Here is a 15,121-nt window from a genome sequence, read left to right as displayed (position 1 = left end):
CTAAATATTATTTATACATAACTAATCGTATAAATACAGTGAAAATCACGAAAATATTGCGAAATTTTTAGAGTTCATCTAGATTTAACAACTTAACTGGCAATTTAGAAAGACTTAAAATTTATTGACAATAATTATTAATTCCTCTAATATTTAAAAGCAATTGCAAAAGATTTGCAATTCTTTTTTGGTGCTAACTGTAACTAAATGTCATGCCCAACAACTTCGCTCTAAGTAACGGAAAACCTTGGAGTCGCCGTCAATTGTTGAAGCTGGGCCTAGCAGGTGCTGGAATAACTGGTGCAGCTGGACTTTGGCAGATGCTAAATCTACCAAGTAAGTCAATCGTTAAAGTGCCACCATTCGATAGGTCAGCACCAGACGATGTTACTAACCCAATGAAGATGTTGAGAGATTTTGATTATGGGACAGTGAAGCAAGAAAATGGGCGGACTATCCGGGAATTTCAGTTAACTGCTGGTTCTTCCATCATAAAACTCAATAGTGCTGTCTCTTACAACATCTGGGATTTAAACGGTCGCATACCAGGGCCAACGCTACGGGCAAAACAGGGCGATCGCATCCGGGTACTATTTCTCAACAACGCTGGACATTCTCACTCTTTACATTTTCATGGCGTTCATCCAGCAGAAATGGATGGTGTTCGCCCAATCAGCAATGGTAATGCCACAATCTACGAATTTGATGCTGAACCTTATGGCGTTCATTTATACCACTGCCATATTGAACCAGTCACCCGCCACATTGCCAAGGGGCTATACGGAATGTTTATCATTGATCCACCAACTCCCCGTCTCCCGGCTGATGAAATCGTACTAGTGATGGGTGGATATGACGTGAATGATGATAGCCATAACGATTATTACGCCTTCAACGGTCTGCCCCACTATTACATGCATAACCCCATTGGCATTTACAAAGATCAGTTGATTCGGCTGTATGTCCTCAACATCATTGAATACGATCCGGCAGTGACGTTTCATCTCCACGCCAACTTCTTTGATATCTATCGCTACGGTATGACTATGACTCCTAGCGAGAAAGCAGATGTGATTACGATGGGTATCGCAGAAAGGCACATTTTAGAATTTGCTTTTCGTTATCCAGGTAAGTATATGTTTCATCCCCATCAAGATGTGATCGCAGAAAACGGTTGCATGGGTCAATTTGAAGTACTTGCTGATAGTAACTCTCAAAATAATGTTAAACATTCTTGACAATATTCTTAGTAATTTGTAATTAATTTATTAAAATTTTAGCAAACTAGTTGATAAAAAATCTCATTATATGCAACAGTAAAATCTATGACAATCTGTCAAACAAACTATTTTCTAGTAATAGTTTGAGTAAGAGTTTGAAATGTTTCAATTAATACCTTTTAAGTTCTGTGAGGAGCAAAGATGATAAAACTTCGTTATATATGTCTAGCAGCAGCAACAGCGGTAATAGTTACCTTGAGTTCCTGTAGTAGTACGCCAACCGCAGAAAATCCATCAGCGCCAGTTGCTAGCACTCCCGCTACAGAGGCAGTAAGTAATAACAGTCATAGTGGTCACGGTAGCAAAGAAAAAATTAATATTAACAGCGCTATATTGTCAGAATTGGATAAGTTTGAAGCCAAACTAGGTATCCCGGCTTTATCAAACAAAATCCAGGCAGGTCGTCCTTATGGTCAACCAGAAGATTTAGTTACTAAAAAAATAATTACTCAAGAGCAGTTTGACCAAATTAAAGACCAAGTTGGCGTTCAAGAAGTGGTACTTACAGGTGAGGCAAAAGATGTTGACTATATGTCTAAATTAGGCTTAATGAAAGGGCATCTTTTGGTAGCCAAAGAACTGCTCGATCAGAATCAGCCGAAACAAGCAGAACCTCATATTGGGCATCCAGTAGAAGAGATTTACGTTGACGTGGAAGATCAACTTAATGAACGCAAAGTCAAAGAATTTAAGACAACTTTGGTGAGTTTGCAAGATTTAGTGAAATCTAGTCCGAAAGATAGCAAAGTTAAAACTAATTTTACTTCTTCAATGCAAGCAGTTGATGGAGCGATAGCAGCTTTGCCAGAAGCTCAACGCTCAAAACCAGGATTTACACTACAGGTAATTAACGAACTACTAGATTCAGCCAACTCCGAATATGGTGCGGCGATCGCAAATGGGAAAGTAACCGCGCCAATTGAGTATCAAGACTCCCGTGGTTTTGTCTTTTACGCCAATGAATTATACAAAGGGATTTCTAGTCAAGTAGCTCAAGCAGATCCCGAAGCACACAAAGCGATTGATGCTAGTTTTGCTGAACTAATAAAAGTTTGGCCCGCCGCCATCCCACCAGCAAAAGCAGTAAAAATTCCTAATGATGTTACCAAACTGGTGAAAACCATTGAGGAAAACTCTCAAAAAGTAGTTGATAAATCCAATACCCAAGCACAGCGATAACACTTTAATTTAATGGAAAGTATAGGTTAAGGAGTTTAAAATAGTTAGGAGTTAGGAGTTAAGAGTTATGAATTATGAATTATGAGTTATGAATCCCAAATTACTAACTCCTCACTTCTAACTCCTCACTTCTAACTCCTAACTAATTACACTCCCTTCGTTACTTTAACTAACAACTGATGCAAGAACTTGACCAGAAAAAGACTATTGACCTGCTGAACGCCATCATGGAATTTGAACTAGCAGGAGTAGTACGCTACACACATTATTCTTTGATGGTAACTGGCCCTAACCGGATTCCAATTGTAGCTTTTTTCAAGGCACAGGCAAGTGAATCTTTACTTCATGCCGAACAAGTGGGAGAAATTCTCACCGGTTTAGATGGGCATCCTTCGCTGAAAATTGCCCCAATGGAAGAAACCTACCAGCATAAAGTCAAGGATATCTTGGAAGAAAGTTTATCCCATGAAAAAAAGGCATTGGATCTGTATAAAAAATTGCTCGAAACTGTCACCAATGCCAGCATTTACCTTGAAGAATTCGCTCGCGGTATGATTGGACAAGAAGAGATGCATAATCTCGAACTGAAAAAGATGCTACGCGATTTTGGTTCATAGTCATTAGTCATTAGTCCTTAGTCATTAGTCATTGGTCATTAGTCAAAAAGAAATTCAAAGGACAAAGGATTAATGAAAAAGGACAAAGGACTGATGACAAAAGACAAAAGACAAAGGACAAAAGATGAATTTTAGTACTGCTCTACCTACTTTTGTAATAACACTTCGAGAAGGAGTGGAAGCTGCCCTTGTTGTTGGTATTGTGCTAGCTTTGCTAAAAAAAGCTAAACAATCTCGACTCAATTCATGGGTATATGCTGGTGTCGGCGTTGGCATTGTCGTCAGTGCCTTAATAGGTGTGCTATTCAGTTGGATAATTCAAGTACTGGGAGCCGCGAATCCTCAATACACCACCGTTGTTGAACCAGCGCTAGAAGGTGTGTTTAGTGTATTAGCGATCGCAATGCTCAGTTGGATGCTAATCTGGATGACTAAACAAGCCAGATTTATGAAAGCTACAGTTGAGGGAGCAGTAACAGAAGCGCTGACACAAAACTCAAATGCTGGCTGGGGTGTTTTTACTTTAATTTTAATTGCCGTTGTCCGCGAAGGCTTTGAAACTGTTCTCTTCATTGCAGCTAATTTTCAACAGGGATTAATGCCAGCCTTGGGCGCTATTGCTGGTTTGGTAGCCGCATCTGCCATTGGGGTGCTGCTATTTAAATGGGGTGTCAAAATTAACATCCGCCAGTTTTTCCAGGTAATGGGCATTTTATTAGTGTTAATTGTTGCTGGATTGGTAGTTTCAGCCTTGAAACATTTTGACGAAGCTGTGGCTAATCTTGCCCTTAGCAGTCGTGCCACAGAAAACCTTTGTTTCTATTACGAACGTTTTACAAAAGTCCACTCCTGTATTTTGGGGCCTATGGTTTCCAATACTTCCACAATCTTACCTGACGAACAGTTTCCTGGCATCATTCTCAAATCTTTATTTGGCTATAGAGACAATCTCTATCTTGTGCAAGCAGTGGGATACGTGGGATTTTTACTCACCATTGGAGGGCTGTATTTCCGCAGCCTTGGGGGTGCTTCTCCTGAAGGTAAAAAGAGTGTCCCTTTTGGTCAAAAACCAATTAGTTCTGCAAAAGATTAAAAGCACAGTTAGTTACCTCGTTCCCAGTTTCCCTTATTCCCAGTTTATGACTGGGAATTGCCTTTGGGATAGACTACGCTAATGTCGATTCAGAAATAGCTGCCTTAGTTAAAGCCACAGTTAAGAGGATGTCTAAAAACTTTTTGGTGTTGTATTCGAGACTTGTAAATCCCCCTAAATCCCCCGATAAATTGGGGGAATTTGATTCATTTCCCCCCTTTTAAGGGGGGCTAGGGGGGATCAGGCGAAATATTTAATACTTCTCAGACATCCTCTAAGATTTTTGCCATTGGAATTGAATACAAATGTTTTCAATTAATACCAATTTGAAAAAATAATCCAACAAATCAACCATTTGTAGAGACGCGATTCATCGCATCTTTAACCAAGAATGAAAAATAAAAACTTTAGATTTAGACATTCAACCAAGCAATGCTCTTATGGTGCAAACAATGCTTGCTTAAGCTGCTGACAAGCCTTTTCTATTGCATCTATACTACCTGGATTCACTAGACCAAAATAATCAAACACATAGACTCGGTTATTTTTAGTTGCTTGTAGTTGCTGCCAAAAGTTTTCCTTTTTCAAAGAATCTAAAAGCGTCGCTTCCGAATTTCCTTGTGGAGGATTAACTAAAATTATCACCTCTGGATTTGCTTCTAAAACTTTCTCAGCCGAAAGTGTCACATAGCCTCCAATTGGACTTTTACCTTGTAAATCTGCTGCTATATTTTTCGCCTGGAATTTTGCCAGCAAATCTCCTGCCCAACTGTTTTTATTCGGCGCTAAAATTGGTTGACGACTAACCAGCGCTAAAGTAGACGGACTCTGAGTTGGCTTATCTGGTAAGAAAGTTTTATAACGATTTAACAAAGGCTGAGGATCGGTATTAATTAACTCAGCGAGCTTTTTAGTAAGTTCTTCTAGAGATTCCCAGCTATTCACCTTAGTAAGCAAAGTTTGAATACCTAGCTGCTGAAGTTTTTGAATTGGAATGTTAGAAAAACCTTCAGCACCAATAACTAAATCTGGTTTGAGTGCTACTACTTTCTCTAAATTTGGCGGATTTTGCCCTTCACTAACACGGGGAACATCTTTAAATTTTGAGTCATTCTTAAATAGTTTACTCCCAGTAATTCCAACAACTTTTGTTTGATCGAGTCGGGAGAGAATGTCAGCAGAAAGTGAAGAAAGAGCAACAACTCTTTTTGCTGAACCTTTTAGTAATTGCTGAGAGTTTGTATTAGTCGCCTCAGTGGTATTTTCCACTTTGGTTTCTGATTGCTGAGTAGTTACAGTGGTGCAAGCAACTAAAACTATACTTAACAAAATTGCAAAAGCAGATAAGAGCCAACGACGATGCATATTAAAATTCTTTATAAGGTAAGAATGGTATAACATTGATATCCAGTCAGGCTGTAATATACTGCTAACACAGATATACGCCTATCCCAATGTAATTTCTCCAATCCCCAGTTGAACTTACTTCGTCTCCATCCAATTTTCACCAACACGCGCCTCCACAAGCAAAGGAACACTCAACTGCACTGCATTTTCCATCACTGATTTAATTTGTAGTTGTAATTCTTCCCACTCATTAGGGGGAATTTCAAAGACTAATTCATCGTGAACTTGCAACAACAAACGCGCCTGATAGTTCTTCAAAACCTCATGCAATCTCACCATTGCAATTTTGATGATATCAGCGTTAGAACCTTGAATTGGTGCATTAGCCGCGGAGCGTAATAAACCTGCATCAAAAGCACCCAAATTCTTCAATTTACTCAGATCGATATCTTCTGGGTTGCTGCCTTTTAATTTGCGTAAACTGTTATTAGTAAAGTCAAAATAGCGACGACGACCGAAAATAGTTTCTACATAACCAAGAGCGATCGCTTCTTTTTTCACTCGCTCCAAATATGCAAAAATTTTGGGATATCGTTCATTAAACCGCTTAATGAACTCGTTGGCAACGGTCTTATCTATTCCAGTTGAGCGCGAAAACCTGAGAGAACCCATTCCATAAATCACGCCAAAATTTATAGTTTTTGCCATCCCCCGTTCTTCTGAGGTTATATTTTCTTTTTCAAACACTAACCGCGCCGTCACAGTGTGAACATCTTCATTTTGCTGATATGCTTGCACTAATATTGGCTCTTGACTTAAATGAGCCAATATCCGCAATTCAATTTGTGAGTAATCAGCAGCCACCATTAACCAGCCAGATTCAGGCAAAAATGCCTTCCGAATTTGGCGACTAAAAGCTGTACGAATGGGGATATTTTGTAAATTCGGATTAGAAGAAGATAATCTACCAGTTGATGTTGCTGCTTGATTAAAATCAGTATGTACTCGTTGGGTATCTGGACGCACTAATGCAGGTAATGCATCAACATAAGTAGACTTTAATTTAGATAGAGTGCGATACTCAACGATCGCTTTAACAAATCCAGTGTTATCATCTTCTTGAAGTCTTTCTAGTGTTGCTGCATCTGTAGAGTAGCCCGTTTGAATTTTACGAGAATGTCTGGTGCTTAACCCCAATTTTTCAAATATAATTTGGCTCAATTGCTTAGGAGAACCCAAGTTAAAATTTTCTCCAGCTATTTCAGTTGCTTCCTCTTTTAATCTGGCTAACTCAGTTTCTAAATGCTGCGAAAGTTCTTGTAAATAAGCTGAATTAATCCGAACGCCTGTATATTCCATTTCGGCTAAAACAGCTTCTAGCGGTTGTTCAACTTCCACTAATAGCTTAGATAAAGCTGGAGTTTTATCCAGATCCTCACGCAGTTTCGACACTAAACCAAAGGTAGAATAAGCATCCATCCCACAGTAATCTGCGACGGCGGGAATATCTATATCAGCGATGGTTTTGCCTTTGGGAACTAAATCTAAGTAACTTTTAGCCATCAATCCCAAATATCGCTGCGCTAAATCCATCAAATTATGGCTAGAATCTGGATTTAGAATATAACTCGCTAGCATGGGATCAAACACTACTCCCGCCAAATTAATTCCTTGAGTTCTAAGAACTAAGCGGTCAAATTTAGCATTTTGTAAAGCTTTGGGATAATCGGCACTTTCGAGAATTGGGCGTAGTGTTTCTAACACCAAATCTTTATTTAAATTTTCCCCAGTTTTGTGCCCTAAAGGAATATAGGCTACTTCATCTGGTTGCGTTCCCCAACAGCAACCAATTCCTACTAATGCAGCATCTCTTGGTTCTAAATCGGTAGTTTCAGTATCCCAAGCAACGGGTGTTTCTGGATTAGTGAATTTTTGCAAAATTTTCACTAACTCAGTTAATTTGGCTTTGGTGTTAATGATGCGTGGTGTAATTGGGGAAGTAGATTGTTGGGGAAATGCGGCTGTATCACTAGCACTGAAAAACCACAAATCATTATCTTCATCAGCGCTTAATTCTGAGTTAGTAAAATTGGAATTAATTGCCTCTGTTTTGATTTCTTGCTTTTCTTCAACTTGTCCACCAAAACGTTGCTGAAGGTCGTTGATTTTGCCTAAAAAAGACTTAAACTCTAGCTTTTCTAAAATTGGTGATAAAACGCTTGTATCAAAGCCTTTTAATTTGCAATCTTCTAAATCAAATTCTATAGGAACATCTAAAACTATAGTTGCCAAATAGCGGGACTTTTCGGCATCTTTTTTCCCCTCTGCCAGTTTTTTCTGAGTTGCGCCTTTAATTTCATCTAACGCAGCATAAACATTCTCAAGTGAACCATAGGTATTCAGCAGCTGCACTGCTGTTTTTTCGCCAATTCCCTTGACACCAGGAATATTATCTGATTTATCACCACAAAGAGCTTTAAAATCAACAATTTGTGAAGGTAAAACGCCCATCTTCTCTTTGACTTGCTCTGCTTTAAATTCCGTGATGCTGTTTGTAGAGCGCTTTAGGGCATCTGGACTAAAATTTAGAACAGTGATTTCTTTGTCAGAGTCGATTAGTTGAAATAAATCGCGATCGCCAGTCAGAATCTTCACTCTATACCCAGCCGCAGTTACTCGCTGAGCTAAAGTTCCCAAAACATCATCAGCCTCAAAACCGGGGGCAGTGAAAAAGGGTAGATTGAAGCCATTCAGCAACTCATGCAGGTTTTCTAAGTCGGGAACGAAATCTTCTGGTGTTTCTGGGCGATCGGCTTTATAAGTATCGTCCGCTTCGTGGCGAAAAGTTGCCTCAGCCAAATCAAAAGCGATCGCCATTGCTTGAGGCTGTTGTGTTGCCATTACTTCCAACAGGCACTTCACAAAACCAAAACATATACTGGTGGGAATCCCCGTTTTGGTACGCAATCCTCCATCTCGCCCTTTGGCGAAAGCAAAGTATGAACGATAAGCCAAGGAGTGTCCATCTACAAGGATGAACGTGGGGCGTGTTGCGGTTGCAGAAGTAAAAGTTTCAGACATAGCCCTATTTTAGCCAGAAGCTTTGTCACATAGTTAGCAATTTCAAAGCTTTGGCTATCTTTATTGTTATTCCTTGATGTCAAGAAGCGGGTAAGCCCGCAGTTAACTGGTATCTTAAATTAAAGAACTTGAGTCAGACAACTGATTTATAGGTAGATAAGCCATCTTCGCAAGCAATCAGGTTATCAAAATAAGAGTGCTGAAATCAGTTATGTATCAATCGATCGAGTAGCAATTTATCGATAAGTTGGCGATCGCAAATGCCATTATCTTTACAATCCGAACCAGATACAGATTGGGAAACGCTCACAATTTACATAGGAGCCACATGAGTACAATCACGACTAAGGATGGTACGCAAATTTACTACAAGGACTGGGGCACAGGACAGCCTATTGTCTTCAGCCACGGCTGGCCACTGAGCGCGGATGCTTGGGAATCGCAGATGTTTTTTCTCGCCTCACACGGCTACCGCTGCATCGCGCACGATCGTCGCGGTCATGGTCGGTCGAGCCAACCGTGGCATGGTAATGACATGGATACCTATGCTGACGATCTAGCGGAGCTTTTCGAGGCGCTGGATATTAAGGATGCGGTGACGATCGGACACTCTACCGGCGGCGGTGAAGTGGCGCGCTTCATTGGACGGCACGGCACCAAGCGCGTTTCCAAGGCAGTGCTGATGGGCGCGGTGCCGCCACTCATGCTCAAGACGGAGGCGAATCCGGGTGGGCTACCCATTGAGGTCTTTGATGGCTTTCGGGCGGCGTTGTTGGCTGACCGATCGCAATTCTTCCTAGATGTACCCAGTGGGCCGTTCTTTGGCTTCAATCGACCCGGTGCCAAAGTCTCCCAAGGGCTAATCTATTCGTGGTGGATGCAGGGGATGATGGCTGGACATAAAAACACCTATGACTGCATTAAGGCGTTTTCGGAAACAGATTTCACCGAGGATTTGAAGAAGTTTGATGTGCCGACGTTGATTATTCATGGTGATGACGATCAGATCGTGCCGATTGGTGCTTCTGCCCTCCTGTCTGCAAAGCTCGTCAAGAATTCGACTTTGAAGATATATCCTGGGGGAGCGCACGCTCTGGGCGATACCAGCAAGGAACAGATCAACGCCGACCTGCTGGAATTTATCAAATCCTGATGCGGGCAAGGGATGTGAGACATCACTGTTAAAAATCTCAATGGGTGCATCTAAAGGCATCGGGGCCGCGATCGCTAAACATCTGGTAGCTGAAGGTGCAAGCGTTGTAGTGATGATTTCCACAATCATTGCACTTCCCTCAATAGCCAGAAAGTTTTTAACTTTGAGTGTGAGAATCTGATAAAAGCAAACTATCTCCAAGGAGTTTTGCGCTGATGGAAACAGCAGATGTCATTGTCATTGGCAGTGGTCAAGGAGGCATTCCACTGGCGGCTGATTTTGCCAATGAGGGACGTAAGGTTATCTTGTTTGAGCGGGATGCTTTAGGTGGCAGTTGCATCAACTATGGCTGCACTCCGTCTAAAGCGTTTTTAGCAGCGGCTCATGCAGCAGGGCGATCGCGTCAGGCTAAGAAGTTAGGCATCCACACGGAAGTAAAGGTGGATTTTCCCGTTGTCATGGAGCGAGTTCGGGGAATCCGCAGCAGCTTTAATCAAGGGATTCGCCAGCGATTGGAGACTGCGGGTGTCAAAGTCATTTGTGCCGAAGCTGCTTTTGTGGGTGAACGGACGGTCAAAGGTGGGGATGTTACCCTTCAGGCTCCTCTGGTAATCATTAACACGGGTACGTCCTCGCTGATTCCTGACATTCCCGGACTTGCAGGAACTCCTTACCTAACCAACCGCAACTTTTTTGACTTGAACACCCTACCAGCCCGTTTATTGGTGATTGGAGGCGGCTATATTGGCTTGGAATTGGGACAAGGACTAGCGCGTTTGGGCAGTGAGACCCACTTAATTGTCCGGGGCGATCGCGTCCTCGGACAGGAAGAGTCTGATGTCAGCGAGGTCTTAGGAGAAGCATTCAAGCAGGATGGGATTAAGCTTCATTTTGGAGTTAGTGTAAATCACGTCGCCCATGAGAGTAATGTGTTTAAACTGACTCTGAGCAGTGGCGAACAACTTCAAGGAGAAGCGTTGCTGGTTGCGATTGGACGGAAACCCAATACAAGTTCATTAAATGCAGCTGCCAGCAAAATTGAGCTAGACGATCAAGGATTTATTAAAATTGATGACCAGTTCCATACCACCTGTTCTGGAGTCTATGCCATCGGGGATGCTGCCAAACAGCCTGCCTTTACGCATGTGTCGTGGGAGGACTATCGCCGCTTAAAAGCAATTTTGTGTGGAGAAAACCGGACACGGAGCGATCGCGTTCTTGGCTATGCGGTCTACACAGAACCCCAAGTAGGGCGAGTGGGTATGACCTTAGAACAGGCTCAGAAACAAGGCATCAACGCGCGTGCTGTCACGTTACCTATGAGCCAAATTGCGCGTGCGATCGAGTGGGGGCATGACCTCGGATTTTATCGCATGGCGATCAACAGCGACACAGACAAAATTCTGGGAGCAACCCTGGTAGGATACGAAACTGCTGAACTGGTGCATGTTTTTTTATCCCTGATAGAAGCAGGAGCAACCTGGCAGTTGTTAGAGCGATCGGTTCACATCCATCCCACCTATGGTGAAGCTTTACCCAGTCTGGCACGGTTGCTGCTTGGAGATAATATGCCAGGGTGTCCGAATATGTGAAGAGGTTTTATTGATATACAACGTCAGTTGGCGGCATTAATAAGTAGATGCCTAAGCCAAGAAGACATCCTCCTAACTCGGCTACAAAACTGTTCTCTGTTTCGATTGCTCATTTACCGCTGGTACTAATGAGCTTTTTTGTGCTTTTTATACAGCTTAACGTCTACATATTTGCAGCTTTAGTACGGAAGCCAAGTAGAACCAACTCTTGGCAGGTATACCAGCCTAATTAAGTACGTGAGTATAAAAGCATAGTAACCAGATAGTAACTAGATCCCTAAGTTATCACCAAAAGTCGGGGATCTATCTCCTGAGCCTTTTATGTTTAATTAGGTTGACCTAGCTTACATCTCAGGAACGAAGAAAAACTAGCTTAATATTTCGACATCAGATTACCACTATCAAAATCACTTTACCTTAACAAAACTTTATATATACCGTTGAAAAAGTCTATTTTTCAAATAAATTTAAACATAATAACTTTACAGAAAGTTACGTGTATTTATCAAGACTACAAGCAAAGTTTCAGAGTTAGAAATAGGTTAGTAATTCCGTAATCATTCTTTTCAGAAAGGCATCTTTTATCCATGACAACAAAACTATTCAACACTCTAGCTGCTGCTACAACCTTGGCAGGAATTGTTGCAACATCTGGAGCAGCTAATGCAGCTTCTCTCTCCTACAGTAGTTCCACTAATTACGATTTCACAAACATCATTGATGCACCTCTGAGCGTCCAAAAATTTGACTCATCTTTGGGCACACTCAAGGGTGTAACGATAAGTTTTACTGGCGACTTACTTGGAAATGCAGGTTTTGAAAACAGAAGTCCAACCGCGACTCAGGTGACAGTAAATCTTGCTAGTCAACTCAGTTTAAAACTAAATAATCAGTCTCTATTTGCACTCAATCCACAAGATATATCGAGTTATCAAGCTGCTAAATATGACGGCATCACTGATTATAGTGGCACCTCTGGAAAGACTATTTCTAATTTAACTGCCACACAATCTGCTACTCAGTCTTTCACCAATACCCAATTCTTGCAGTCTTTCACTGGTAATGGCGACATAGACTTTTTGTTCTCAGCTTTAGCCAACTCAGTAGTTACGGGTTCGGGCAACATGAGATCCTATATTGATACTTATGCCAAAGCAGGTATCAAAGTAACTTATGACTACGATGAGGTGAAAGCAGTACCTGAGTCTTCTGCCACACTGGGAATTGGTTTAATTGCTGGGCTTTGTTTGTTGTCACAACGTAAAAAAAGCTGGATCAAGATGTTTAATTAATAGACTTTCTTGAATAGGTAGATATCTTCTATCCTATCTATCAAGCAGACTCTCTAATTTAAATTAAAAAACCCGATTCTCGAAAAAATCGGGTTTTTTATTGTGCCTATTAGGCTGAATTTTTAATCATATTTAAAAAATCCTAATCTTGGCGATCGCCATAAACAATTATTGATATGAAGTGGTTGATTAGAGAACCCAATTTTTTATATGACTCCCTACTGGTCGCCAGAGCCTGTTAACCTCTTACTGAAACTTAAAATTTAGGAAATTATGCCGAAAGCATCTACCGATCGTCAAGCTGCTGCAAAAGACATTAAACTACTAGTTTTGGATATAGATGGCACGATCGCTGGACACTCTAACACTATCAGCGAACCTGTAAAGCAAGCAATCTTTGCAGCGCAAGCACGAGGAATTCAAGTAGCGATCGCTACAGGTCGAATGTATCGTTCAGCCTTGCGCTTCCACCAAGATATTGGCTCTACCCTACCATTAATGGCCTATCAAGGAGCCTGGATTCAAGACCCGAACACCCAAAAAATTCATCGCCATTGGGTTGTTTCTAGAGAAATCGCCCACCAGTTACTCGACTATTTTGAACAGCCTGAGTTGCGATCGCTTCTATCTGTTCACTTTTACATCAACGATCGGCTATACGTCCGTGAGTTAACCAGAGAAACCAAAATTTATGCAGAACGTTCTGGTATTATTGCGATTCCTGTGGGTGATTTGCGTCAAGCCTTAACGAATGAACCGACAAAAATTCTTGCTTTATGTGATGACACTGACGTAATCGATAAGTTATTAGGAAATTTGCGCCGTCAATACACACCTGCTGAACTTTATATGACAACCTCTGTTGCTACCTTTTTTGAAGCAACTAACGCCTCTGTAAATAAGGGAACTGCTGTACGTTACCTAGCCGAAGAATTGCTGGGATTACAGTTAGCTAACGTTATGGCGATTGGCGATAACTTCAATGATGTGGAAATGCTGGAGTATGCCGGACTTGGTGTAGCTATGGGCAACGCACCAGCAGGAGTGCAAGCGATCGCTAATTGGGTAGCTCCTAGCGTAGAGGAACATGGGGCAGCAGTAGCAATTGAAAAGTTTTTGCTGTAGTGAAAGCATTTTTTCAAATCTAACCCATACAAATCAGAAAGGACACCGACGACTGGCCGTGTTTCGTCTCGGTGCCCCTGCTGGTTCGCTCCTCACACAAGAGCTAATGTATCCGAGGTGGTGCATTGAGTCAATAGCTATATAAAAAGTTTTTATTTTTACCTAAGCGACATTACCGATTTATAACTCCAAAGGCGCAAAAACCCCCAGATTTTCCTCTAGAACAAATCTTAATACTGATTGAGTAGCCATGAGCAATCCGAGTCTAGCTTGGGCCAGTTCTGGTGACGTAATTTTGATCTCACCCCAAATCCGACAATTAGACCAAAACTTTTCAAAAGCTTGGCTCAAATTTAGCGCTAATTTTTCCCATTTCACCGAATTGCTAATATTAGGGCACTCTATGTTGTCTACCACTTGTATTAATTCGCCAATTAGACGGCGCTCATCTGGGTGATTGAGTTGTAGTGTTCCGTCGCAATTAAGCCAAGGTAGAGGGTTAGGAAAAATAACATCCCAAAAAGCTGGACTAGTATTTGGAATCGGTTCTCTAAGTTTAATCAACCCCTCTCGATGAGCCAGCAGCACTAGCGAACAGCAGCGTGCATGAGCATATTCAACAGCAAACAAAGAATTGGGCACTGCGCATTGGGCATCAATTGTCTCCTCTGCTCTCCTGCTCCCCTGCTCCCCTGCTCCTTTGCTCCCCTGTTCCCCTGCTCCCCAAGAACTCCCAACTACGAGACTTTGTAACCAAGTCGCTAAGGCTGAGTGAGTTAATTCAAAGTTTATCCAACCAGGGGGAACTATTTGGATGCTAAAAACGCCCTCACAAATCCCTGATAAATTTGAAGCGATCGCACTGGCAAGCTCCATCGCTTTTCGATTCTGAGATTTTGATAGTCGCAAAGACACACTTGAGGTATAGAAAACTCTATTGTCATCTCTACCTTTATGTAGAGGAATTTTTTCGTCTTTTATGCATCCGCTTTCTGTTTTATAAGTATCAATGCTTATCGATTTTATTAGGTAACTATATAATAGCTGTTTGATTGACGTATATTTGCTAACTGGTAATTTATAATGCACGTAATATTATTTAAATAGTCATGTAAGATATATTTGCTACATTTATGTCATCTACCTTGCGGTATAAATTTAATTTAGATGAAGAAAAATGAGAAGAGGATAAAATTTGATGAATAATCGATGAATAGTAAGTAAACTTTACTACCACCATTGTACAGTAGGAAGTATAACAAATAGTAGAGAGTAATTTGCTTTCTATTCTTTGGATTGGCTGGCGCTGTTAGGCGTTAAGCCTGCCTCGTCAACACAAAGACACTCCTTGCACCCTTTTAT

At 41.4% G+C, this 15,121-nt stretch carries 12 protein-coding genes; 9 read left to right on the top strand and 3 right to left on the bottom strand.

What is annotated here, in order from left to right:
- Positions 1-212: 212 nt before the first annotated feature.
- The 4 genes from RMY32_RS17870 to RMY32_RS17855 all read left to right on the top strand — a co-directional run bounded on the left by RMY32_RS17870 (position 213) and on the right by RMY32_RS17855 (position 4,169).
- Positions 213-1,238 (top strand): multicopper oxidase domain-containing protein, encoded by a 1,026-nt coding sequence (locus tag RMY32_RS17870; RefSeq protein ID WP_322713231.1) that lies wholly within the window; start codon positions 213-215, stop codon positions 1,236-1,238.
- Positions 1,239-1,421: 183 nt separating this feature from the next.
- Positions 1,422-2,459 (top strand): helix-hairpin-helix domain-containing protein, encoded by a 1,038-nt coding sequence (locus tag RMY32_RS17865; RefSeq protein WP_322713230.1) that lies wholly within the window; start codon positions 1,422-1,424, stop codon positions 2,457-2,459.
- A gap of 179 nt (positions 2,460-2,638) precedes the next feature.
- Positions 2,639-3,076: a bacterioferritin gene (locus RMY32_RS17860; protein ID WP_322670732.1), complete on the top strand. Its 438-nt coding sequence runs from the start codon at positions 2,639-2,641 to the stop codon at positions 3,074-3,076.
- Positions 3,077-3,200: 124 nt separating this feature from the next.
- On the top strand, positions 3,201-4,169 hold the full coding sequence (locus RMY32_RS17855; protein WP_322713229.1) for an FTR1 family protein: 969 nt from the start codon (positions 3,201-3,203) through the stop codon (positions 4,167-4,169).
- 438 nt (positions 4,170-4,607) lie between these two features.
- On the opposite strand, the gene RMY32_RS17850 is transcribed toward RMY32_RS17855, so the two are convergent.
- The gene (locus RMY32_RS17850; protein WP_322713228.1) at positions 4,608-5,534 is read right to left on the bottom strand and encodes an ABC transporter substrate-binding protein; all 927 of its coding nucleotides are present in this window, start codon (positions 5,532-5,534) and stop codon (positions 4,608-4,610) included.
- A 117-nt stretch (positions 5,535-5,651) separates the two neighbouring features.
- Complete coding sequence (gene polA, locus RMY32_RS17845; RefSeq protein ID WP_322713227.1) at positions 5,652-8,597, bottom strand: DNA polymerase I; 2,946 nt, start codon at positions 8,595-8,597, stop codon at positions 5,652-5,654.
- Between the two features lie 328 nt (positions 8,598-8,925).
- Between polA and RMY32_RS17840 the strand changes: the two genes are divergently transcribed.
- The 5 genes from RMY32_RS17840 to RMY32_RS17820 all read left to right on the top strand — a co-directional run bounded on the left by RMY32_RS17840 (position 8,926) and on the right by RMY32_RS17820 (position 13,759).
- A complete protein-coding gene (locus RMY32_RS17840; RefSeq protein WP_322670727.1) occupies positions 8,926-9,750 on the top strand; it encodes an alpha/beta hydrolase in 825 nt (274 codons plus the stop codon).
- Positions 9,751-9,790: 40 nt separating this feature from the next.
- The gene (locus RMY32_RS17835) at positions 9,791-9,931 is read left to right on the top strand and encodes a hypothetical protein (RefSeq protein WP_322703360.1); all 141 of its coding nucleotides are present in this window, start codon (positions 9,791-9,793) and stop codon (positions 9,929-9,931) included.
- Between the two features lie 34 nt (positions 9,932-9,965).
- Positions 9,966-11,342, top strand: coding sequence for a dihydrolipoyl dehydrogenase family protein (locus RMY32_RS17830; RefSeq protein WP_322713226.1), 1,377 nt, complete (start codon positions 9,966-9,968; stop codon positions 11,340-11,342).
- A gap of 587 nt (positions 11,343-11,929) precedes the next feature.
- Positions 11,930-12,634, top strand: a complete 705-nt coding sequence (locus tag RMY32_RS17825; RefSeq protein ID WP_322713225.1) for a choice-of-anchor E domain-containing protein — start codon at positions 11,930-11,932, stop codon at positions 12,632-12,634.
- A 273-nt stretch (positions 12,635-12,907) separates the two neighbouring features.
- The gene (locus RMY32_RS17820; protein ID WP_322713224.1) at positions 12,908-13,759 is read left to right on the top strand and encodes a Cof-type HAD-IIB family hydrolase; all 852 of its coding nucleotides are present in this window, start codon (positions 12,908-12,910) and stop codon (positions 13,757-13,759) included.
- 180 nt (positions 13,760-13,939) lie between these two features.
- On the opposite strand, the gene RMY32_RS17815 is transcribed toward RMY32_RS17820, so the two are convergent.
- Positions 13,940-14,848: a DALR anticodon-binding domain-containing protein gene (locus tag RMY32_RS17815; protein WP_322713223.1), complete on the bottom strand. Its 909-nt coding sequence runs from the start codon at positions 14,846-14,848 to the stop codon at positions 13,940-13,942.
- Positions 14,849-15,121: the final 273 nt, after the last annotated feature.

Source organism: Nostoc sp. ChiSLP03a (assembly GCF_034531215.2).
Lineage (GTDB): Bacteria > Cyanobacteriota > Cyanobacteriia > Cyanobacteriales > Nostocaceae > Nostoc.
The sequence above is the reverse complement of the archived record's forward strand: the minus strand, read 5'-3'. Positions and strand labels throughout refer to the sequence as shown.

What these genes read in the sequence shown, in the direction of transcription:
- RMY32_RS17870 (WP_322713231.1), top strand. Translation starts at nt 213, where the DNA reads ATGCCCAACAACTTCGCTCTAAGTAACGGAAAACCTTGGAGTCGCCGT.
- RMY32_RS17865 (WP_322713230.1), top strand. Translation starts at nt 1,422, where the DNA reads ATGATAAAACTTCGTTATATATGTCTAGCAGCAGCAACAGCGGTAATA.
- RMY32_RS17860 (WP_322670732.1), top strand. Translation starts at nt 2,639, where the DNA reads ATGCAAGAACTTGACCAGAAAAAGACTATTGACCTGCTGAACGCCATC.
- RMY32_RS17855 (WP_322713229.1), top strand. Translation starts at nt 3,201, where the DNA reads ATGAATTTTAGTACTGCTCTACCTACTTTTGTAATAACACTTCGAGAA.
- RMY32_RS17850 (WP_322713228.1), bottom strand. Translation starts at nt 5,534, where the DNA reads ATGCATCGTCGTTGGCTCTTATCTGCTTTTGCAATTTTGTTAAGTATA.
- polA (WP_322713227.1), bottom strand. Translation starts at nt 8,597, where the DNA reads ATGTCTGAAACTTTTACTTCTGCAACCGCAACACGCCCCACGTTCATC.
- RMY32_RS17840 (WP_322670727.1), top strand. Translation starts at nt 8,926, where the DNA reads ATGAGTACAATCACGACTAAGGATGGTACGCAAATTTACTACAAGGAC.
- RMY32_RS17835 (WP_322703360.1), top strand. Translation starts at nt 9,791, where the DNA reads ATGGGTGCATCTAAAGGCATCGGGGCCGCGATCGCTAAACATCTGGTA.
- RMY32_RS17830 (WP_322713226.1), top strand. Translation starts at nt 9,966, where the DNA reads ATGGAAACAGCAGATGTCATTGTCATTGGCAGTGGTCAAGGAGGCATT.
- RMY32_RS17825 (WP_322713225.1), top strand. Translation starts at nt 11,930, where the DNA reads ATGACAACAAAACTATTCAACACTCTAGCTGCTGCTACAACCTTGGCA.
- RMY32_RS17820 (WP_322713224.1), top strand. Translation starts at nt 12,908, where the DNA reads ATGCCGAAAGCATCTACCGATCGTCAAGCTGCTGCAAAAGACATTAAA.